This window comes from Nonomuraea phyllanthi, from assembly GCF_006334985.2.
Lineage (GTDB): Bacteria > Actinomycetota > Actinomycetes > Streptosporangiales > Streptosporangiaceae > Nonomuraea > Nonomuraea phyllanthi.
Map to the genome: position 1 here is coordinate 72,189 of NZ_VDLX02000030.1, position 17,443 is coordinate 89,631.

Consider the following 17,443-nt stretch of genomic DNA (forward strand, 5'->3'; position numbering starts at 1 on the left):
GGCCCTGGGGATGACCCTCTTCCTCGTCTTCGTCGCCGCGACACTGGCGATCACGTTCTGGGCGAGCCGCCAGACCAAGACGGCCGCCGACTACTACGCGGGCGGCAGGTCCTTCAGCGGCGTGCAGAACGGCCTGGCCATCGGCGGCGACTACATGTCGGCCGCCTCCTTCCTCGGCATCGCGGGCATCATCGCGCTGTCCGGTTACGACGGGTTCCTCTACTCCATCGGCTTCCTGGTGGCCTGGCTGGTCGCGCTGCTGCTGGTGGCCGAGTTGATGCGGAACTCCGGCAAGTTCACCATGGCCGACGTGCTGGCGTTCCGGATGAGCCCGCGGCCCGTGCGCACGGCGGCCGGCGTGTCCACGATCGTGGTCAGCATCTTCTACCTGCTGGCCCAGATGGTCGGCGCGGGCGCGCTGGTCGGCCTGCTGCTCGGCATCACCGGCGAGGCGGGCAAGGCGTGGACGATCGTCGGCGTCGGCGCGCTCATGATCGTGTACGTGGTCTTCGGCGGCATGAAGGGCACCACCTGGGTGCAGATCGTCAAGGCCGTGCTGCTGATGGGCGGCGCGGCGCTCGTGACGGTGCTGGTGCTCGGCAAGTTCGGCTTCAACCTGTCGTCCCTGCTCACCCAGGCCGCCGCCACCAGCGGTCCCAAGGCCAACCCCGACAGCTTCCTCATCCCGGGGCTGAAGTACGGCACCGACGCCCAGGGGCTGATCGGCAAGATCGACCTCATCAGCCTGGGCCTCGCGCTCGTCCTCGGCACCGCGGGCCTGCCGCACATCCTCATCCGCTTCTACACCGTTCCCACCGCCAAGGACGCTCGCAAGTCCGTCATGTGGGGCATCGGCATCATCGGTGTGTTCTACCTGGTCACCCTGGTCCTCGGCTTCGGCGCGGCGGCCCTGGTCGGCAGGGAGGCGATCATGGCGGGCGACAAGGCGGGCAACACGGCCGCCCCGATGCTGGCCCAGCGGATCGGTGAGGAGATCTTCGGCTCCGCGGGCGGCATGATCCTGCTGGCCCTGATCGGAGCCGTGGCCTTCGCCACGATCCTGGCCGTGGTCGCCGGCCTCACGCTGGCCTCCTCCTCCAGCTTCTCGCACGACCTGTACGCGCACGTCTTCAAGCGCGGCAAGGCCAGCGAGCGGCAGGAGGTCGTGGTGGCCCGCGTGTCCGCCCTGATCATCGGCGCCATCGCGATCGGGCTGGGCATCCTGGCCCAGGGGTGGAACGTCGCCTTCCTGGTCTCCCTGGCCTTCGCCGTCGCCGCCTCCGGCAACCTGCCGGCCATCCTGTACAGCCTGTTCTGGAAGCGGTTCAACACGGTCGGCGCGGTCTCGGCCATCTACGGCGGCCTGGGCTCGGCCCTGATCCTGGTGATCTTCTCGCCCGTCGTGTCCGCCCCGCCGCCCCCGGCGGGCGTCGCGGTGACGGCGCTGATCCACGGCGTGGACTTCCACTGGTTCCCGCTGAGCAACCCGGGCATCGTCTCGATCCCGCTCGGCTTCCTGTGCGGCTGGCTCGGGACGATCCTCAGCAAGGAGTTCAACGCGGCCAAGTACGCCGAGATCGAGGTGCGCTCCCTCACCGGCGTCGGCGCCGAGAAGGCGAGCCAGCACTGACGTCCGCGACCTGAAAGGCGCCTCACCTGCCCACTCGGGCGCCTGCCCCCAGGGCCCGGCCTCCCGTCGCGAGGCCGGGCCCTTTCACGCTCGGACGGCGATCACTCCTCGATCTGCTCGAAGGCGAGCTGGGTGCGCCGGACGGCGCGCGCGCCGTACACCTGGCGGATCAGGCCGGGGGTGAGCACCTGCTCGGGCGGGCCGCCGGCCACGATCCGGCCGGCGTCCATGACGTAGAGGCGGTCGCAGAAGGCGGCGGCCTGGTTGAGGTCGTGCAGCACGGCCAGGGTGGCGATGCCGAGCTCGCGGACCAGGTGCAGCAGCTCCAGCCGGTGGCGGACGTCCAGGTGGGAGGTGGGCTCGTCCAGCAGGAGCAGGCGGGTCTGCTGGGCGAGCGCGCGGGCGAGCAGCACGCGCTGCTTCTCGCCGCCGGACAGCGTGGCGAAGATCCGTCCGGCGGCGCCGGCCAGCCCGGCGCGCTCCAGCGCCCGCGCGCACAGCTCCTCGTCCACACGAGTGTCCACCTTGTACGGGGTGCGTCCCATGCGGACGATCTCCGCCACCGTGAAGTCCAGGTCGGCCGGAGTCTCCTGGGCGACGACGGCGGTGCGCCGGGCGGCCTGCCGGGCGGGCAGGCGGTGCACGTCGTCGCCGTCCACGGCGATGAGGCCGGCGGACGGCCGCAGGGCGCGGTAGACCGTGCGGAGCAGGGTGGACTTGCCGCAGCCGTTCGGCCCGACCAGCGCCACGAACTCGCCGTCGTCCACCCGCAGCCCGGCGTCGCGCACGATCGGGTGGCCGTCGAGCGCGACGGACACGCCGCTCAGGTCCAGCTTCACGTGACGCTCACCGCCCGGTCGGCGGAGCGCCGGCGCAGCGGCCACAGGAAGAACGGCACGCCGAACAGCGCGGTGACGATGCTGAGCGCCAGCTCCCGCGGCGCGTTCACGGTCCGCGCCGCCACGTCCACGAGCTGGAGGAACACGGCCCCGAGCAGCGCGGTGACCGGCAGCACGCGGCGGTGGTCGGCGCCGATGAGCAGGCGTGCGGCATGCGGCACGATCAGGCCGGCGAAGGCGGCGGCCGACGGCGACAGCCCGCCCAGTGCCGAGGCGCCGAGGATCAGCACGAGCACCGCGCCGAACGAGGCGCCGGAGGAGATCCCGAGCAGGAACGGGTCGGCCGGCGGGTTGCGCACCAGTGCCTGCAGCAGCGCCCCGACCACTGACAGCCCGGCCCCGACGAGGAGCGCCAGCAGCGCCCTCGGCAGCCGGAACTCCCACACGATCTGCTCCTGCACCGGGGTCCAGGTGCGCGGCACCACGCCGGGCTCCTCTCGGTCGTGCTGGTCACCGGGCGAAGGCGTCCGAGTGCAGGAACCGGGCGATGTCGTGATCGCCAGGATGTTGCGGTAGCCGGGGTGCTGCGCCGCCACGGGGAGGGCGAGGTAGCGCTCCCGCTCGGCCGCCGGGCTGTTCCTGGCGATGGCGAAGGCATCGGCGGCCTTGGCCTTCGAGCTCGGCATGTCCTCGCCGCGCAGGGTGGCGTAGTCGCTGATCAGCACCGCCTCGGGCCGGGCGGCGCTGACCGGCCCCTTGCCGCCGTCGGCGGCCAGCGCCCCGACCGGGGTACGGCCCTCGACGCGCTGCTTCACGTCGGCCAGCCGGCCCCGCAACTCGGTGATCAGCCGCTCGGCGCGGTCGGGGACGCCGAAGATCTTGCCGAGGTTGCCCAGGTCGGTGAAGGTGTCCTCGATGGTGAACTCCAGCACCTCCTCGGGGCTGCACCAGCCGCCCAGGATGTAGACCGGGCTGCCGGCCGCGTCCAGTTCCTCCACGGTGGCGTACCGCCGGCGGCGTCGAAGCTCGCCATCGCGTTGTCGAGGACGACGTCCGCGCCCTGGGCGAGCATGACCTCCTTCTGCGGCAGCATGATCGTGTCGGAGGGGATCTTGGCGTACTGCTCCTCCTGGCCCGGCAGGAACGGGCTCTCCGAGAAGTTCGTGCGCCCGGCGATCCGTCGCCCAGGCCGAGGGCCAGCAGGGTCTCCAGGGACGGGTGGTAGCCCGTCACCACCTTGGCGGGCGGCTCGTCGAAGGTGAGCTCGCGCCCGCAGTTCTCCACCGTGACCGGGAAGCCGGCCCGGTGCGCGGACGGCGCGGCCTCCTGGGCGGCGGGAGCGGGGACGGGCGCGGGCGAGCAGGCGGCCAAGGCCAGGGCCGCCACCAGGACGAGCACCCCTGACAGGCGGTTCATGCCGCGGCGCGTGCGGTGAGTCTCCGGCAGGGGTCAGGCGCCGCGGGCGGCGTCGAAGCGGGCGATGACGTCGTTCCAGTTGACCAGGCCCCAGAGCTTCTCCACGTAGTCCGGGCGGACGTTGCGGTACTGCAGGTAGTAGGCGTGCTCCCAGGCGTCGAAGACGAGCAGGGGAGTGGTGTTCATGCCGACGTTGCCGTGGTGGTCGTAGACCTGCTCGACCACGAGGCGGCGTCCGAGCGGTTCCCAGGCCAGCACACCCCAGCCGGAGCCCTGCACGGTGGAGGTGGCGGTGGTGAGCTGCTTACTGAAGGCGTCGAAGGAGCCGAAGTGCTCGTCGATGGCCGCGGCGAGGTCGCCGTCGGGGCGGTCGCCGCCGTCGGGGGACAGGTTCTGCCAGAAGATCGTGTGCAGGACGTGCCCGGACAGGTTGAACGCGAACGTCTTCTCCAGCCCGACGAGGCCGCCGAACTCGCCCTTGTCGCGCGCCTCGGCCAGCCTGTCGAGGGTGTCGTTGGCGCCCTTGACGTAGGCGGCGTGGTGCTTGGCGTGGTGCAGCTCCAGGATCTCGCCGGTGATCGCCGGCTCCAGCGCCGCGTAGTCGTACGGCATGTCCGGGAGGGTGTACTCACCCATGAGCGGTCTCTCCTCGAAATCTCATAGTTGCAAATCAGTCGCAACAACCATAGCCATGCAACTAGAGCCTGTCTCGGGCGGCCCGCCCTCCAGCACTTCGCGGACCGCCGGAGAGCGACGCGAAGGGAGTCGTGGGGTGCGGAAAAGCCGTGTGGGACGGCGATCTGGGATGAATCGGACGCGTCCCACACCGGCCCGCGATATTAACGACACTGAAACGCTGTGAAATGAGTGGTTGACGGGGTTTCAGCGGTATGGGTACGTTCTCAGATGTGTGAACGTTGCCACACTGGCCTGGCGCCACGTGGCCGTCATCAGCATGCCTGATGCCCCGCTTGATCAGTGTGGAGGCGAAACCCCCATGAGAACCCCACTCGTCCGCTGGTCCGTCCTGTCGGTGTCGCTGGCACTGGCGCTCACCTCGTGTGCCAAGGGCACCGGCGGTGGCGCCACGGCGACCCCCTCGGCGGGTCAGTTCAACCCCAGCGCCACGTTCCAGGGCAGCATTTCCGTCATGGGCTTCGGCGCGACGGACGAGATCGGATCGACCCGCGTCGATCTGGCGAAGAAGGCCCTCGGCGGCGCGGACGTCAAGTTGATCGAGGGCGACCTCGACATCCAGCAGTTCCTCTCCTCGGTGGCCGCCGGTGACCCGCCGGACATCATCTACGCCAACCGCGACCAGATCGGCACGTTCGCCTCGCGCGGCGCGATCATCCCGTTGACCGCGTGCGTCGAGGGCGAGCAGATCGACACCTCGATGTACAACAAGAACGCGCTCGCGCAGGTGACGTTCGGCGACGAGATCTGGGCCATCCCCGAGTTCAACCAGGTCCAGATCATCATGGCCAACGGCGACCTGCTCAAGCAGGCCGGGCTGACGATCGAGGATGTCAACGGCTCCGACTGGAGCAAGGTCACGGCCGCCGCCAAGAAGCTCGTGAAGGCGCCGGGCGGCAAGCTGAAGGTGATCGGCTACGACAGCAAGCTGCCGGAGTTCCTGCCGCTGTGGGCCAAGGCCAACGGCGCCGACCTGCTGTCGGCCGACGGCAAGACCGCCCAGCTCAACAGCCCGCAGGTGGTCAAGGCGCTGGAGTTCGCGGTCGGCATCTACGACGAGCAGGGCGGCTTCGCCAAGGTCAAGGCGGTGCGCGACTCCGCCGACTTCTTCGGCAAGGGCAACCAGTTCGCCAAGAACGAGCTGGGCGCCATGCCCATGGAGCAGTGGTACGTCAACGTGCTCAACGACGTCTCGCCCAAGGCGCCCCTGGTCTTCGACACCTTCCGCACGCCGCAGGGCGAGCCGCTGGCCTACTCCTCCGGCTCCTCCTGGGCGATCCCCAAGGGCGCGAAGAACCCCGGGGCCGCCTGCCGCTTCGCCAAGACCATGACGCTGGTCGACTCCTGGAAGGCCGCCGCGCAGGCGCGCCTCGACAAGCGCAAGGAGGAGGGCAAGCCGTTCACCGGCGTGCTCACCGGCAACGTCAAGGCCGACGCGGAGATCGAGAAGATGCTCACCTCGGGCGGCGCGACCTGGGACGCCGGCGTGAAGGCGTTCTACGAGGCCAACGAGCACACCTTCAGCCTGCCGGCCAACCCGGCCGACTCGGAGTTCAAGAAGGCCTGGCAGGACGCCGTGAACCGGGTGCTCAACGGCCAGGACGAGCCGCATGCCGCGCTCGACAAGGCGCAGGAGGATGCCCAGGCCGCTCTCGACAAGGCATGGGCCGGCTGGACGAAGCGTACGAACTGAGATGCCCGCAACCCACTCCAAGGCGCCCTTCTGGCGGTCCATGCGGTGGCGCGACACCCGCGCGGCGCTGCTGTTCATCAGCCCGTGGATCATCGGGTTCCTGATCTTCACCGCGTGGCCCGTCATCAACAGCGCGTACCTGTCGCTGACCGACTACGACGTCATCAACGACCCGTCGTTCGTCGGCTTCGACAACTACGTGCAGCTGTTCCAGGACCCGAAGGTCGGGCTGGCGCTGCGGAACACCTTCCTGTTCACCGTGATGTCCGTCCCGACCCAGCTCGTCGTGTCGCTGGCCCTGGCGCTGCTGCTCAACAGCGCCACGAAGGCCACCGGCTTCTTCCGCACGGCGTTCTTCCTGCCGAAGATGACGCCGCCGGTCGCGATCGGCATCCTGCTGCTGATGCTGTTCAACGGGCAGAACGGCCTGATCAACGCCTTCCTCGGGGTCTTCGGCATCGACGGGCCCGCCTGGACCACCGATCCCGCCTGGGTCAAGCCGGGCCTGGTGCTGATGAGCCTGTGGACCGTCGGGTCCTCGATCGTCATCATCCTGGCCGCGCTGCGCGGCGTCCCGCAGGAGCTGTACGACTCCGCGCTGGTGGACGGGGCCGGTTGGTGGCGGCGCACGTTCCGCATCACCGTGCCGCTGATCAGCCCGACGCTGTTCTTCCTGTTCATCGTGGACAGCATCAACGCCCTGCAGTCGTTCACCGAGGCGTACACCGCGTTCTTCGGCTCGGGGAACACCACCTACAGCAACGACGCCGCGCTGTTCTACGCGATCTACCTGTTCCAGCAGGCGTTCGAGTTCCTGCACATGGGCTACGCCTCCGCGCTGGCCTGGCTGCTGTTCATCGTGATCATGGCGATCACCGGCGTGCAGATGCTCGTCACCAGGCGGTTTGTCCACTACGAAGGGGGGCAGCCGTGAGCCGGGTCAGGAAGATCCTGACATGGGCCGCGCTCGGCGTCTTCACCGTCGCCTTCATCTACCCGTTCGTCTGGCTGCTCAGCGCCTCCTTCAAGCCGCGCGGCGAGGTGTTCGACCACCGGCTGATCCCCGAGACGTTCATCCTCGACAACTACGTCAAGGTGTGGCAGGAGGCGCCGCTGGCGCTGTGGATGTTCAACACGCTGCTGGTCACGGTGCTGGCGGCGGTGGCCGTCACGATCACCAGCGCGATGGTGGCGTGGGGGTTCGCCTACTTCCGCTTCCCCGGCAGGGGCGCGCTGTTCGGCGTCGTGCTGGCCACGATGATGCTGCCGGGGGCGGTCACCATGATCCCGGTCTTCCTCATCTGGAACTCGCTCGGCATGGTCGGCACGCTCACCCCGCTGTGGGCCCAGAACCTGTTCGGCAGCGCCTTCTACATCTTCCTGCTGCGTCAGTTCTTCCTCGGTCTGCCGCGCGAGCCGTTCGAGGCGGCCAAGATCGACGGGGCGAACAACTGGAAGATCTTCACCAGGATCGCGCTGCCGCTGTGCAAGCCCGCGGTCGTGGTGACGCTGCTGTTCGAGTTCCAGGCGGCCTGGACGGACCTCATGCGGCCGCTCATCTACCTGCGTGACTCCTCCACGTTCACCGTGCCGCGCGGGCTCAAGGCGCTGCTCGACCAGTTCGGTTTCGGCGGGGAGTGGCACTGGGAGATCGTCATGACGGCCAGCGTGATCACCACGATCCCGATGATCATCCTGTTCTTCCTCGGCCAGAAGCACTTCATCAAGGGCATCGCGACCACGGGGAGCAAGGGATGAGCTTCCCCGACGGGTTCCTGTGGGGCGCGGGCACGTCCGCGTACCAGATCGAGGGACACCACGGCAGGGGCGAGTCGGTGTGGGACGAGTTCTGCCGCCGGCCCGGCGCCGTCGAGGGCGGCGGCGACGCCTCCCGCGCCTGCGACTCCTTTCTGCGCTGGCGCGAGGACGTCGAGCTGATCCGGGAGCTCGGGCTGGGCGCCTACCGCTTCTCGACCGGCTGGTCGCGCGTCATGCCCGAGGGCACCCGCGCCGACCCCAAGGCGCTCGACCACTACGAGCGCTTCGTGGACGCGCTGCTCGACGCGGGCGTCGAGCCGGTGCTGACGCTCAACCACTGGGACATGCCCGCCGGCATGAGCTGGGCCGAGCGCTCCACGGCGCACGCCTTCGCGTCGTACGCCGGCGCCGTGGCCGAACGGCTGGCCGACCGCGTCACCTGGTGGATCACCCAGAACGAGCCGTGGATCATCGCGCTGCTCGGCTACCAGCTCGGCCTGCACGCGCCCGGCGTCGCCGACCTGGGCACCGCCGTCAAGGCGGGCCACCACGTGCTGCTCGGCCACGGCGCGGCGGCCGACGTGCTGCACGCGCACGCCGGCGTCATGGCCGGCGCGGCACTCAGCCTCTTCCCCTGTGACCCGGCGACCGGCAGCGAGGCCGACTGGGCCGCCGCGGCCGGCTCCGACGGCTACGTCAACCGCTGGTACCTCGACCCGCTGCTCGGCGACGGCTACCCCGCCGACACGCGCGAGCACTGGGAACGCGCGCTCGGCCACGACCTCGCCTTCGTGCTGGACGGCGACGAGGCCGCCATCGGCGGGCGCAGCGACTTCCTCGGCATCAACTACTACACCCGCCGCGTCATGGCCGCCGCCCCCGCCGACCCGTTCCCCTGGCGGGTGGTCGGCCCGAGCGGCGACGTGGCGAGGACCGACGAGGGCTGGGAGATCAACCCCGGCGCGCTGCGCGACCTGCTCATCGGCCTGAGCCGGCGCTTCCCCGGCACGCCGCTGATGATCACCGAGAACGGCGGCGTCTTCGGCGACGCCCCCACCCACGACGGCCGCGTCCACGACACCCGCAGGATCGCCTACCTGCGCGACCACGTCGCCGCCGTCGGCGAGGCCGTCGACGCGGGCGCCGACGTGCGCGGCTACCTGCACTGGTCGCTCATGGACAACTTCGAGTGGGCGCTGGGCTACCGGCCCAGGTTCGGGCTCGTCCACGTGGACTACGCGACCGGCGTTCGCACGATCAAGGACTCCGGGCGCTACTACGCCCGGCTCATCGCCGGGGGCGGCACGGCCCCCGCCCTGCCCCGGATCGAGGCATTCGGCTAGACCATGCGCATCACCACCACCGACACGGCCTACCACCTGGACGCCGGCGGATACCGGCTGACCGTCTCGCGGACCGGCCCGAGCGCCGAGCTGGAAGGCTGGATGACGCTCAGCCTGATCGCCTCGGTCGACCCGGCGGGCGGGCGCGACGAGACGTACGAGACGCTGCCCCCCGTGCTCGTCGAGCGCGAGAACGAGGCCGTTTTCGACGTCCCCCAGCGCTCGACCGGGTGGGAGGCGAAGACGGTCCGCCTGACCTGCACCCCCGAGACGGTCGCGATCGAGGTGCGGGTGGAGGGCCACGGCGTGCTCGGCGACGTGACGCTGCTCGGCGGGCGGGCCGTGCTCAACACCCGCGCGGCCGGCACGTTCCGCACGGGGCTGCACGCGCGCGGCCTGTTCAACCCGACGCCCACCCATCCGGTGCAGGTCGTGCGGCCGGTGTCCACGCCGGCCGCTCTCACCGTGATCGGCGACGCCTCGCCGGGCCGCCTGCACGCCGTCTTCTCGCCGCCGCCGCTGGTGCTGGCCTTCTGCCAGGAGGAGCCGGACGGCGCCACCGCCGTGCCGGGCGGCCCCTGGCTGGGCGCCTCCGTGCGCGCCGGGATCGAGGACCTCACCTTCACCGAGCTGCGCTACGAGCCGGTGGACGGCGGCGCGCTGCTGCGCCTCGACTACGAGTGCCACACCACGGTCAGCGGCACGTGGCGCTCGCCGGCCGTCGTGTTCAGGCCCGCGTCCTCGCCCTGGGAGGCGATCACGCACCACCGGGACGACCTGGTCGCGCACGGCCTGGCCCCCGCCGCGCCCACCGGGGAGCGGCACGACTGGTGGAGCGAGCCGATCTTCTGCGGCTGGGGCGCGCAGTGCGCCCGCGCCGACGGCGCCTCCCCGACCGAGCTGTCCCGGCAGGACCTCTACGACGGGTGGCTGGCCAGGCTGGAGGAGCACGGCATCGTGCCGGGCACCGTCGTCATCGACGACCGCTGGCAGCTCACCTACGGCGATCCCGCGCCCGACCCGGCCAAGTGGCCCGCGCTGAAGGAGTGGATCGCCGCCAGGCACGCGCGCGGGCAGCGGGTGCTGCTGTGGTGGCGGGCGTGGGCGCCCGACGGGCTGCCCGCCGAGGAGTGCGTGACGGACGCGGGCGGCCGCGCCGTCGCCGCCGACCCGTCCAACCCGGCCTACCGGCGGCGGATCCGTACGATCATGGAACGGCTGCTCGGCGACCTCGGGGCCGACGGCTTCAAGATCGACTTCACGCAGTGGTTCCCCAGCGGGTCGCACCTCAAGTCGTACGGCGAGACCTGGGGCCTGGCCCTCCTGCACGAGCTCCTCGCCACCATGTACGAGGCCGCCAAGAGCGTCAAACCGGACGCCCTGATGGTCACCCACACCCCGCACCCGGCGTTCGGCGACGTCAGCGACATGATCCGGCTCAACGACGTCCTCGAGTACGACCACCACGGCGCCCCCGTGCCCGCCGTCGACCAGCTGCGCTTCCGCCACGCGGTGGCCGCGCACGCCATGCCGGAGCACCTCGTCGACACCGACCAGTGGCCCATGCCCAGCAGGGCCGACTGGCTCGCGTACGCCGAGGCGCAGCCCGCGCTGGGCGTGCCCGCCCTGTACTACGTGGAGTCCATCGACAACTCCGGCGAGCCGATCACCGGCGACGACCTCGAGCAGGTCGCGAGGTGGTGGGCCCGATGAGGCAGGCCGAGCTGGTCGTGTACGGGGCCACGTCGGCGGGCGTGTGCGCCGCCGTCGCCGCCGCCCGGCGCGGCCTCGACACCGTGCTCCTCGAACCCGGCCGGCACGTCGGCGGCATGACCTCGGGCGGGCTCGGCTACACCGACATCGGCGACGCCCGCGTGCTGGGCGGGATGGCAGCCGAGTTCCGCCAGGCCGTCGCCGACGCGTACGGCGTGCCGCCCGGTCACTACGCCGGCCCTGAGCCGCACGTCGCCGAGCGGATCTTCCTGTCGTGGCTGGAGCGCGCGGGCGTCGAGGTGGTGTACGACGCGCCGCTGCGGTCCGTGGACGGCCGCATCTCGCGGCTCTCCACCCCTCAGGGCGACTACGCCGCCGGGGCCTTCGTGGACGCGAGCTACGAGGGCGACCTGCTGGCCGCCGCCGGGGTCGGCTACCGGGTCGGCCGGGAGGACCGGTCACTGCACGGCGAGCGCTTCGCCGGGCGCCGCGAGGTGGTGCCCGGCATGCACACCTTCCCGCCGTGGATCTCGCCGTTCCGCGCCGACGGCACGCTGCTCCCGCAGGTCGCCGACGGCCCCATGGCCGAGGTGGGCGCCGGCGACGGCGGCGTCATGTCGTACGGCTACCGCGTCTGCATGAGCACCGCGCCCGACCGGATCCCGTTCGAGCGGCGGCCCGGCTACGACGAGGAGCACTGGGAGCTCGGGCGGCGGCTGTTCCGGCACTGGCGCGAGCAGGGCGTCGAGCCGAGGGCCGGGCGGCTGGTCGGCCTGGAGCCGAACCTGCCGAACGGCAAGGCCGACGGCAACTCCCTCGGCCCGTTCTCGCTCAGCGTGCTCGACCGGTCGGCCTGGTCCTACCCCGACGCCGGCCCCGCCGAGCGGGAGCGCATCCGCCTGCACCACCTGCACCACGCGCAGGACCTGCTGTACTTCCTCTCGCACGACCTGGAGGTGCCCGAGAGCGTGCGGGCCGAGCTGGCGCGGTGGGGGCTGCCCGCCGACGAGTTCGCCGACACCGGGCACCTGCCGCACCAGCTCTACGTCCGCGAGGCGCGGCGGATGCTGGGGGAGCGGCACCTCACCGAGCACGACCTCGTCCAGGGCACCCGGCACTCCGACGTCGTCGCGATGGGCTCGTACCATCTGGACGTCCGCGAGGTGCAGCGGACCTGGCGGTGGGTGTACGAGCATCCCGACCCGGTGCCCATGGTGGTGACCGAGGGATACCTGTCGGTCGGGGTGGCGCCGTACCAGATCCCCTACTCCGCCCTCGTGCCCCGGCGCGAGGAGTGCGCGAACCTGCTGGTGCCGGTGTGCGTGTCGGCCTCGCACGTGGCGTTCTCCTCCATCCGGATGGAGGTCCAGTACCAGATGCTCGGCCACGCGGCCGGGCTCGCCGCCGCGCTGGCGGTCAGGAGCGGGACGGCGGTGCAGGACGTGGACGTGGCGGCGCTCCAGGACGAGCTGGCCGCCGCCGGCCAGGTGCTGTCGCTGTAAGACGGCCCGCCGTGGCCTGGTCGCCACGGCGGGCCGTAGGCGTGCGGATCAGGCCGCGCGCTCCAGGACCGTCCGTACGAACGGCGGGATCACGCCCCGCAGCACGTTGGCCTCGTGCGCCTCGGCACGGGCCAGCGCCTCCTCCACGGCCGTCCGGCCGCCACCGGAGGCCGGACCGGCCAGCAGGTCGAGCGCCGCCAGCCCCGCCTCCGCCATGTCCCTGGCCGCCCGCACCCACCGGGCCACCTCGGCGGCGAACCGCCCGGGCACGTCCGTGGGCAGCCCGGCCAGCCGGGCCAGCTCGGCGCGGAGCCGCTCCTGAGACCCGCCCTCCAGGACGGCGGCGCACAGGGCGGTCATGGCCGGGCTCTGGTCGTCGCCGGGCGGCCACGACGAGCACGCCTCCACCAGCGGCAGCAGCTCGGTCGCGCCGGGCACCAGCCGCACCGCCCGCTCGTGCGAGCGCGCCGGGTCGTAGGCCGCGAGGTGCCAGGCGTAGTCGGCCACCGTCGTCAGCGCCAGCCGGGAGGCCGCCGCCTGCACCATCGGGTTGGCCGTGATGCCCTCCAGCGGGACGTCGTCCAGCTCCGTCGCCCGCCCGACCAGCGGCCCCAGGAACACCCGGGAGAAGTCGAAGTCGTTGACCGGGAAGTTGTCCCACAGCGCGACCCGGTGGCCGTAGGAGGCGGCCGCCGCCGTCATGTCGTACGCCGTGATCCGGCCGACCACCACGTCGGAGCCGGTCCACCAGACCAGCACGTCCCGCGGCAGCTCCGCCGCCAGCCGGTCGCGGTAGGCGGTGCGGCCGGTGCCCGCGTAGTCCGTCGGCACCATGGTCAGCGGCCGCTCCGCGCCGCGCGCCGCCAGGAACTCCTCGGCGAAGTCCCGGCACACGGCCGCGTGGGCGCTCGCGCTCGCGCCCTCCTCCGTCCCGAACGCCGTGCGGTCGGGCTCGTGGCCCAGCTCGGGGGGGATGTCGTCGAAGAGCAGCGCGAACTCGCGCACGCCCACGTCCCACACCTGCTCGGCCTTGGCCCGCAGCGCCGCCCGCTCGGCCGGGTCGCTGTAGACCATCGACAGGCCCGGGCTCAGCGCGAACACGAACCGCACGTGCCGCGCCGCCGCCTCCGCGACCAGCTCGCCGAGCCTCGCCAGCTCCTCCTCCGGGTACGGCTCCCGCCACCGCTCCCGGTGGAACGGGTCGTCCTTGGGGGCGTAGACGTAGGCGTTGAGCTTGTGCCGGCCCGAGAAGCGCAGGTGCTCCATGCGGTCGGCGTGCGTCCACGGGGTGCCGTAGAAGCCCTCGATGGTGCCCCTGAGGGGCAGGTCGGGCCAGTCGCGGACGTCCGCCTCCTGGACGCACACCGGGTGCTCGTCGCAGGGGGCCTCGGCCAGGGCGAGCAGCGTCTGGGCACCGTAGAACGCGCCGGCGGCGTCGGCTCCGACGATCACCACCCCCTGGGGGCCGGCGGTCAGCGTGTAACCCTCGGGCGGCAGCCCGGCCTCGCCGTCGATCCTGACCTCGACGACCGTTCCGCCGGGCAGCCCACCGGGCAGAGCCGCCGGCCCGCCGTCGCCCGCCTCGGGCCGCGCGAGGGTGCTCGTCGCGGCGGAGGTTCCCGGAACTTCTTCCGGCGCCGGAGGGAGCGCCGCACCTGTCGCGGCGCGCGCCGGTGAGGCAAGGCCGGGCGCGTCCGTGGGCACGCCGGAAACGGCGGCGAGGGCGGCGCGCAGGGCGGTCACAGCGTTCGTGGCGGCGGGGGTGCCCTGGATCCGGCACGCGGTCAAGTCAACGTGCGATCGGCCGATTATGGCCTTTTTCGGACAGGGAACGAGCCACTCCAGGGCATCCATTGTGGGAACGATACCGGATAGACTCGCGCGTTGTGGGTAAGGATGTCACCGAAGTTGTGCCCGGGGTGTTCCGCGTTGAGGACACCTGCCATGTCTACGTCATAGCGGCCCCTGTCCGAAATCCGGGCGGGGAGCGCACCGGGATCGCCATCGACTTCGGTTCGGGCCGCGCGCTGGATCTCCTCGGCGAGCTCGGCATCGACCGCCTCACCGACGTGCTCATGACGCACCATCACCGCGACCAGGCGCAGGGGCTGCGCCGGGCGGTCGAGGAGGGCGTCAGGGTGCACGTGCCGCCCGTCGAGCGCGACCTGTTCGAGCGGGTCGACGAGATGTGGGCGGGCCGGCAGATCAGCAACGACTACGACCTGCGCGACGACCGGTTCTCCCTGCTCGACCCGGTGCCGGTCGACGGCGTGGTGCCGGAGTACCGCACGCGCGACTACGGGGGCGTGGAGGTGCGGATCCTGCCCACCCCCGGGCACACCCCCGGATCGGTGTCGTACATTGTCGGGAAGGTCGCGTTCACCGGTGATCTGATCTACGCCCCCGGCAAGGTGTGGTCGCTGGCCGCCACCCAGTGGTCGTACACCGAGAACGAGGGCCCCGCCATGGTCATTGTGAGCTCGGAGCTGCTCCAGAAGGAGGAGCTCGACGTGCTGCTGCCCTCGCACGGCGAGCCGATGACCGACCCCGGCGACGCGCTCGCGCGCCTGTCCACCGCCATGCAGCGCTACGTCGACTTCCGCCGCCCGCACCCGTGGGACGTGCGCGGCCTGCTGGCCAACCCGTTCGTCCAGGTGACGCCCCACCTGCTGATGAACAGGAGCAGCCAGTCCTACAGCTACGTCCTGCTGTCGGATTCCGGCGCGGCCATGGTCTTCGACTTCGGCTACGACATGTCCACCGGCCTGGTGCACAACACCTCCCGCGCGGCCCGCCGCCCCTGGCTGGCCTCGCTGCCCGCGCTGCGCGAGCACTACGGCGTCACCGGCATCGAGGCGGCCGTGCCCACCCACTACCACGACGACCACGTGGCGGGCATGCCGCTGCTGCGCGAGGTCGAGGGCACCGAGATCTGGGCGCCGTCCCACATCGCGCCCATCCTGGCCACGCCGCTCCACCACGACCTGCCCTGCACCTGGTTCGAGCCCATCCCCGCCGACCGGGTGCTCGGGCTGGGGGAGACGGTGCGCTGGCGGGAGTACGACATCACGGTGCACGACCTGCCGGGGCACACGATGTTCGCGGCGGCGTACGAGTTCGAGGTGGACGGCCACCGGGTGCTGGTCACCGGCGACCAGCAGGACGGCATGGGCATTCCCGCCACCGCCGAGACGCCGGGCGAGCAGGCCCGCCAGGAGATCCTGAACTTCCAGTACAAGAACCGGTTCCAGATCGAGGACTACCGCAAGAGCGCCGCCCTCTACCGCCGCCTGCGCCCCGAGCTGATGGTCAGCGGCCACTGGCGCCCCCGCTGGGTGGACGAGGACTACCTCCACATGCTGACCGAGCGCGGCGAGGAGCTGGTCGCGCTCCACCACGACCTGCTCCCGCTCGACCAGCTCGACCTGGGGGCCGACAGCGTGCTGTGCCGCCTGACCCCGTACTACTCCAGCGTCCCCGCGGGCGGCGAGATCGTGCTGACGGCCACCGTGCGCAACCCCTGGCCCGGCAAGGCCGTGGCGACCGTCACGCCGGTCGTCCCGCCGGGCTGGCGGGTCGAACGCGGCGCCGAGACGCTAAGGCTCCCCGCAGGGGGTATGGAGCAGGTGCGGCTCCGTCTCGGCGCGGACGACGTGCCGCGGCGGCGCGTGCGCATCGCGGTCGACGTGACCATCGGCGACCTGCGCCTCGGGCAGCACGCCGAGGCGCTGGTCGATGTCGTCGGGGAAGGGATCAGATGACCATCGAACGGCGCGGCCCCCTCAGCCGTTCCAGGCGGCCCACGATCAAGGACGTGGCGGAGGCCGCCGGAGTCTCGCGCTCGACCGTCTCGCGGGCGCTGACCGGGCGCGGCTACGCCGCTCCCGACGTGCGCGAGCGGGTGCTGCGGGCGGCCGCCGAGCTCGGCTACGTGCCCGACGTGATGGCCCGCACGCTCAAGCAGCAGGTGAGCCGGTCGGTCGGCGTCCTGGTGAGCGACCTGCGCAACCCGTTCTACGCCGAGCTGGCGGCGGGGGCCAGCAGGGAGGCCCGCGAGCGCGGCTACACGATGGTCCTGGCGGACACGAGCCTGTCGGCAGAGGCGGAGAGCGAGGCCGCCGAGGCGCTCGTCGCGCTCCGGGTGGCCGGCGTGGTCGTGACGCCCAACTCCTCGGCCGTGTCCACCTATCTCGGCTCCCACGGCATCCCGGTCGTCGAGGTGGACCGGCAGTTCGCGGCGGGCTCGACCGACGGCGTCGTGGTCGGCAACCGCGTCGGCGCCCGCACCGCCACCGCCCACCTGGTGGAGCTGGGTCATCGCCGGATCGCGCTGTTCATCGACGAGACCGACTGGACCACCGGCTACGAGCGCTACCAGGGCTACCTGGAGGCGCTGTCGGCCGCGGACATCAAGGTCGATCCCGACCTGGTCGTCTCCTCCGGCTGGGACGTCGCCGACTCGCGGCGCAGGGCGCTCGACATGCTGGCGGGCCCCGACCGGCCCACCGCCGTCTTCGCCGCCAACAACGTCCTGGCCGAGGGCGTCTGGCGGGCGATCGGCGAGCTGGGGCTGCGCGCTCCCGGGGAGGTCAGCCTGGTGGCCTTCGACGACGCGCCCTGGATGAGCATGGTCTCGCCCCAGGTCAGCGCCGTCTCGCAGGACACGTTCAACCTGGGCGCCACCGCCGTGCGCCGGCTGGACGAGCGGATCGAGATGCCGGACGCCGACTCGGTCACCACCGTGCTCGGGGTGCGCCTCGTCGCGCGCGAATCCACCGCGCCGCCCCCCGTGCTCTGACATTTCCCCATCTGTCGCGTTGACCCGCGGGGAAAAATAACCCTAGGATTTCGTG

The 17,443-nt window shown here is 71.7% G+C and carries 14 protein-coding genes; 10 read left to right on the forward strand and 4 right to left on the reverse strand.

Annotated features, from left to right (window positions below; genetic code table 11):
• Positions 1-10 precede the first annotated feature (10 nt).
• A complete protein-coding gene (locus FH608_RS47485) occupies positions 11-1,630 on the forward strand; it encodes a solute symporter family protein (protein WP_139637818.1) in 1,620 nt (539 codons plus the stop codon).
• A gap of 101 nt (positions 1,631-1,731) precedes the next feature.
• Here the strand turns inward: FH608_RS47485 and FH608_RS47490 are convergent, their stop codons facing one another.
• Together FH608_RS47490 and FH608_RS54275 are read right to left on the reverse strand one after the other, a co-directional pair.
• Positions 1,732-2,469 (reverse strand): ABC transporter ATP-binding protein, encoded by a 738-nt coding sequence (locus FH608_RS47490; RefSeq protein WP_139637797.1) that lies wholly within the window; start codon positions 2,467-2,469, stop codon positions 1,732-1,734.
• Positions 2,466-3,467 carry an iron chelate uptake ABC transporter family permease subunit gene (locus FH608_RS54275; protein ID WP_317135624.1) on the reverse strand — a complete coding sequence of 334 codons (1,002 nt, stop codon included), beginning with the start codon at positions 3,465-3,467 and terminating at the stop codon, positions 2,466-2,468. The genes FH608_RS47490 and FH608_RS54275 overlap by 4 nt, the downstream gene beginning before the upstream one ends.
• A 287-nt stretch (positions 3,468-3,754) precedes the next feature.
• Here FH608_RS54275 and FH608_RS52245 point away from each other — a divergent pair, with 287 nt between their 5' ends.
• Entirely contained in the window at positions 3,755-3,904 is a 150-nt protein-coding gene (locus FH608_RS52245; protein ID WP_193319040.1) for a hypothetical protein, read from the forward strand.
• Between the two features lie 14 nt (positions 3,905-3,918).
• Here FH608_RS52245 and FH608_RS47500 read toward each other — a convergent pair whose 3' ends face one another.
• Positions 3,919-4,521 (reverse strand): superoxide dismutase, encoded by a 603-nt coding sequence (locus FH608_RS47500; protein ID WP_139637798.1) that lies wholly within the window; start codon positions 4,519-4,521, stop codon positions 3,919-3,921.
• Positions 4,522-4,882: 361 nt separating this feature from the next.
• Here FH608_RS47500 and FH608_RS47505 point away from each other — a divergent pair, with 361 nt between their 5' ends.
• The 6 genes from FH608_RS47505 to FH608_RS47530 are packed head-to-tail and all read left to right on the forward strand — an operon-like array spanning position 4,883 to position 12,590.
• Positions 4,883-6,274, forward strand: a complete 1,392-nt coding sequence (locus tag FH608_RS47505) for an ABC transporter substrate-binding protein (protein ID WP_139637799.1) — start codon at positions 4,883-4,885, stop codon at positions 6,272-6,274.
• Position 6,275: 1 nt separating this feature from the next.
• Positions 6,276-7,208 (forward strand): carbohydrate ABC transporter permease, encoded by a 933-nt coding sequence (locus tag FH608_RS47510; protein ID WP_226900526.1) that lies wholly within the window; start codon positions 6,276-6,278, stop codon positions 7,206-7,208.
• Positions 7,205-8,032, forward strand: a complete 828-nt coding sequence (locus tag FH608_RS47515; protein ID WP_193319041.1) for a carbohydrate ABC transporter permease — start codon at positions 7,205-7,207, stop codon at positions 8,030-8,032. Before FH608_RS47510 ends, FH608_RS47515 begins: the two co-directional genes overlap by 4 nt.
• Entirely contained in the window at positions 8,029-9,375 is a 1,347-nt protein-coding gene (locus tag FH608_RS47520) for a GH1 family beta-glucosidase (RefSeq protein WP_139637800.1), read from the forward strand. The genes FH608_RS47515 and FH608_RS47520 overlap by 4 nt, the downstream gene beginning before the upstream one ends.
• A 3-nt stretch (positions 9,376-9,378) precedes the next feature.
• Positions 9,379-11,088: an alpha-amylase family protein gene (locus FH608_RS47525; protein WP_139637801.1), complete on the forward strand. Its 1,710-nt coding sequence runs from the start codon at positions 9,379-9,381 to the stop codon at positions 11,086-11,088.
• Positions 11,085-12,590: an FAD-dependent oxidoreductase gene (locus FH608_RS47530; protein WP_139637802.1), complete on the forward strand. Its 1,506-nt coding sequence runs from the start codon at positions 11,085-11,087 to the stop codon at positions 12,588-12,590. Before FH608_RS47525 ends, FH608_RS47530 begins: the two co-directional genes overlap by 4 nt.
• Before the next feature lie 48 nt (positions 12,591-12,638).
• Here the strand turns inward: FH608_RS47530 and FH608_RS47535 are convergent, their stop codons facing one another.
• Positions 12,639-14,378: a beta-N-acetylhexosaminidase family protein gene (locus FH608_RS47535; RefSeq protein ID WP_193319042.1), complete on the reverse strand. Its 1,740-nt coding sequence runs from the start codon at positions 14,376-14,378 to the stop codon at positions 12,639-12,641.
• Between the two features lie 131 nt (positions 14,379-14,509).
• On the opposite strand from FH608_RS47535, the gene FH608_RS47540 reads away from it, so the two are divergent.
• Both FH608_RS47540 and FH608_RS47545 read left to right on the forward strand, forming a co-directional pair.
• A complete protein-coding gene (locus tag FH608_RS47540; RefSeq protein ID WP_226900527.1) occupies positions 14,510-16,351 on the forward strand; it encodes an MBL fold metallo-hydrolase in 1,842 nt (613 codons plus the stop codon).
• Positions 16,348-17,388 carry a LacI family DNA-binding transcriptional regulator gene (locus FH608_RS47545; protein ID WP_139637805.1) on the forward strand — a complete coding sequence of 347 codons (1,041 nt, stop codon included), beginning with the start codon at positions 16,348-16,350 and terminating at the stop codon, positions 17,386-17,388. Before FH608_RS47540 ends, FH608_RS47545 begins: the two co-directional genes overlap by 4 nt.
• Positions 17,389-17,443: the final 55 nt, after the last annotated feature.

Coding starts and splice junctions, on each gene's coding strand:
- FH608_RS47505 (WP_139637799.1), top strand. CDS start 4,883: ATGAGAACCCCACTCGTCCGCTGGTCCGTCCTGTCGGTGTCGCTGGCA.
- FH608_RS47530 (WP_139637802.1), top strand. CDS start 11,085: ATGAGGCAGGCCGAGCTGGTCGTGTACGGGGCCACGTCGGCGGGCGTG.
- FH608_RS47485 (WP_139637818.1), top strand. CDS start 11: ATGACCCTCTTCCTCGTCTTCGTCGCCGCGACACTGGCGATCACGTTC.
- FH608_RS47510 (WP_226900526.1), top strand. CDS start 6,276: ATGCCCGCAACCCACTCCAAGGCGCCCTTCTGGCGGTCCATGCGGTGG.
- FH608_RS47500 (WP_139637798.1), bottom strand. CDS start 4,521: ATGGGTGAGTACACCCTCCCGGACATGCCGTACGACTACGCGGCGCTG.
- FH608_RS47545 (WP_139637805.1), top strand. CDS start 16,348: ATGACCATCGAACGGCGCGGCCCCCTCAGCCGTTCCAGGCGGCCCACG.
- FH608_RS47525 (WP_139637801.1), top strand. CDS start 9,379: ATGCGCATCACCACCACCGACACGGCCTACCACCTGGACGCCGGCGGA.
- FH608_RS47520 (WP_139637800.1), top strand. CDS start 8,029: ATGAGCTTCCCCGACGGGTTCCTGTGGGGCGCGGGCACGTCCGCGTAC.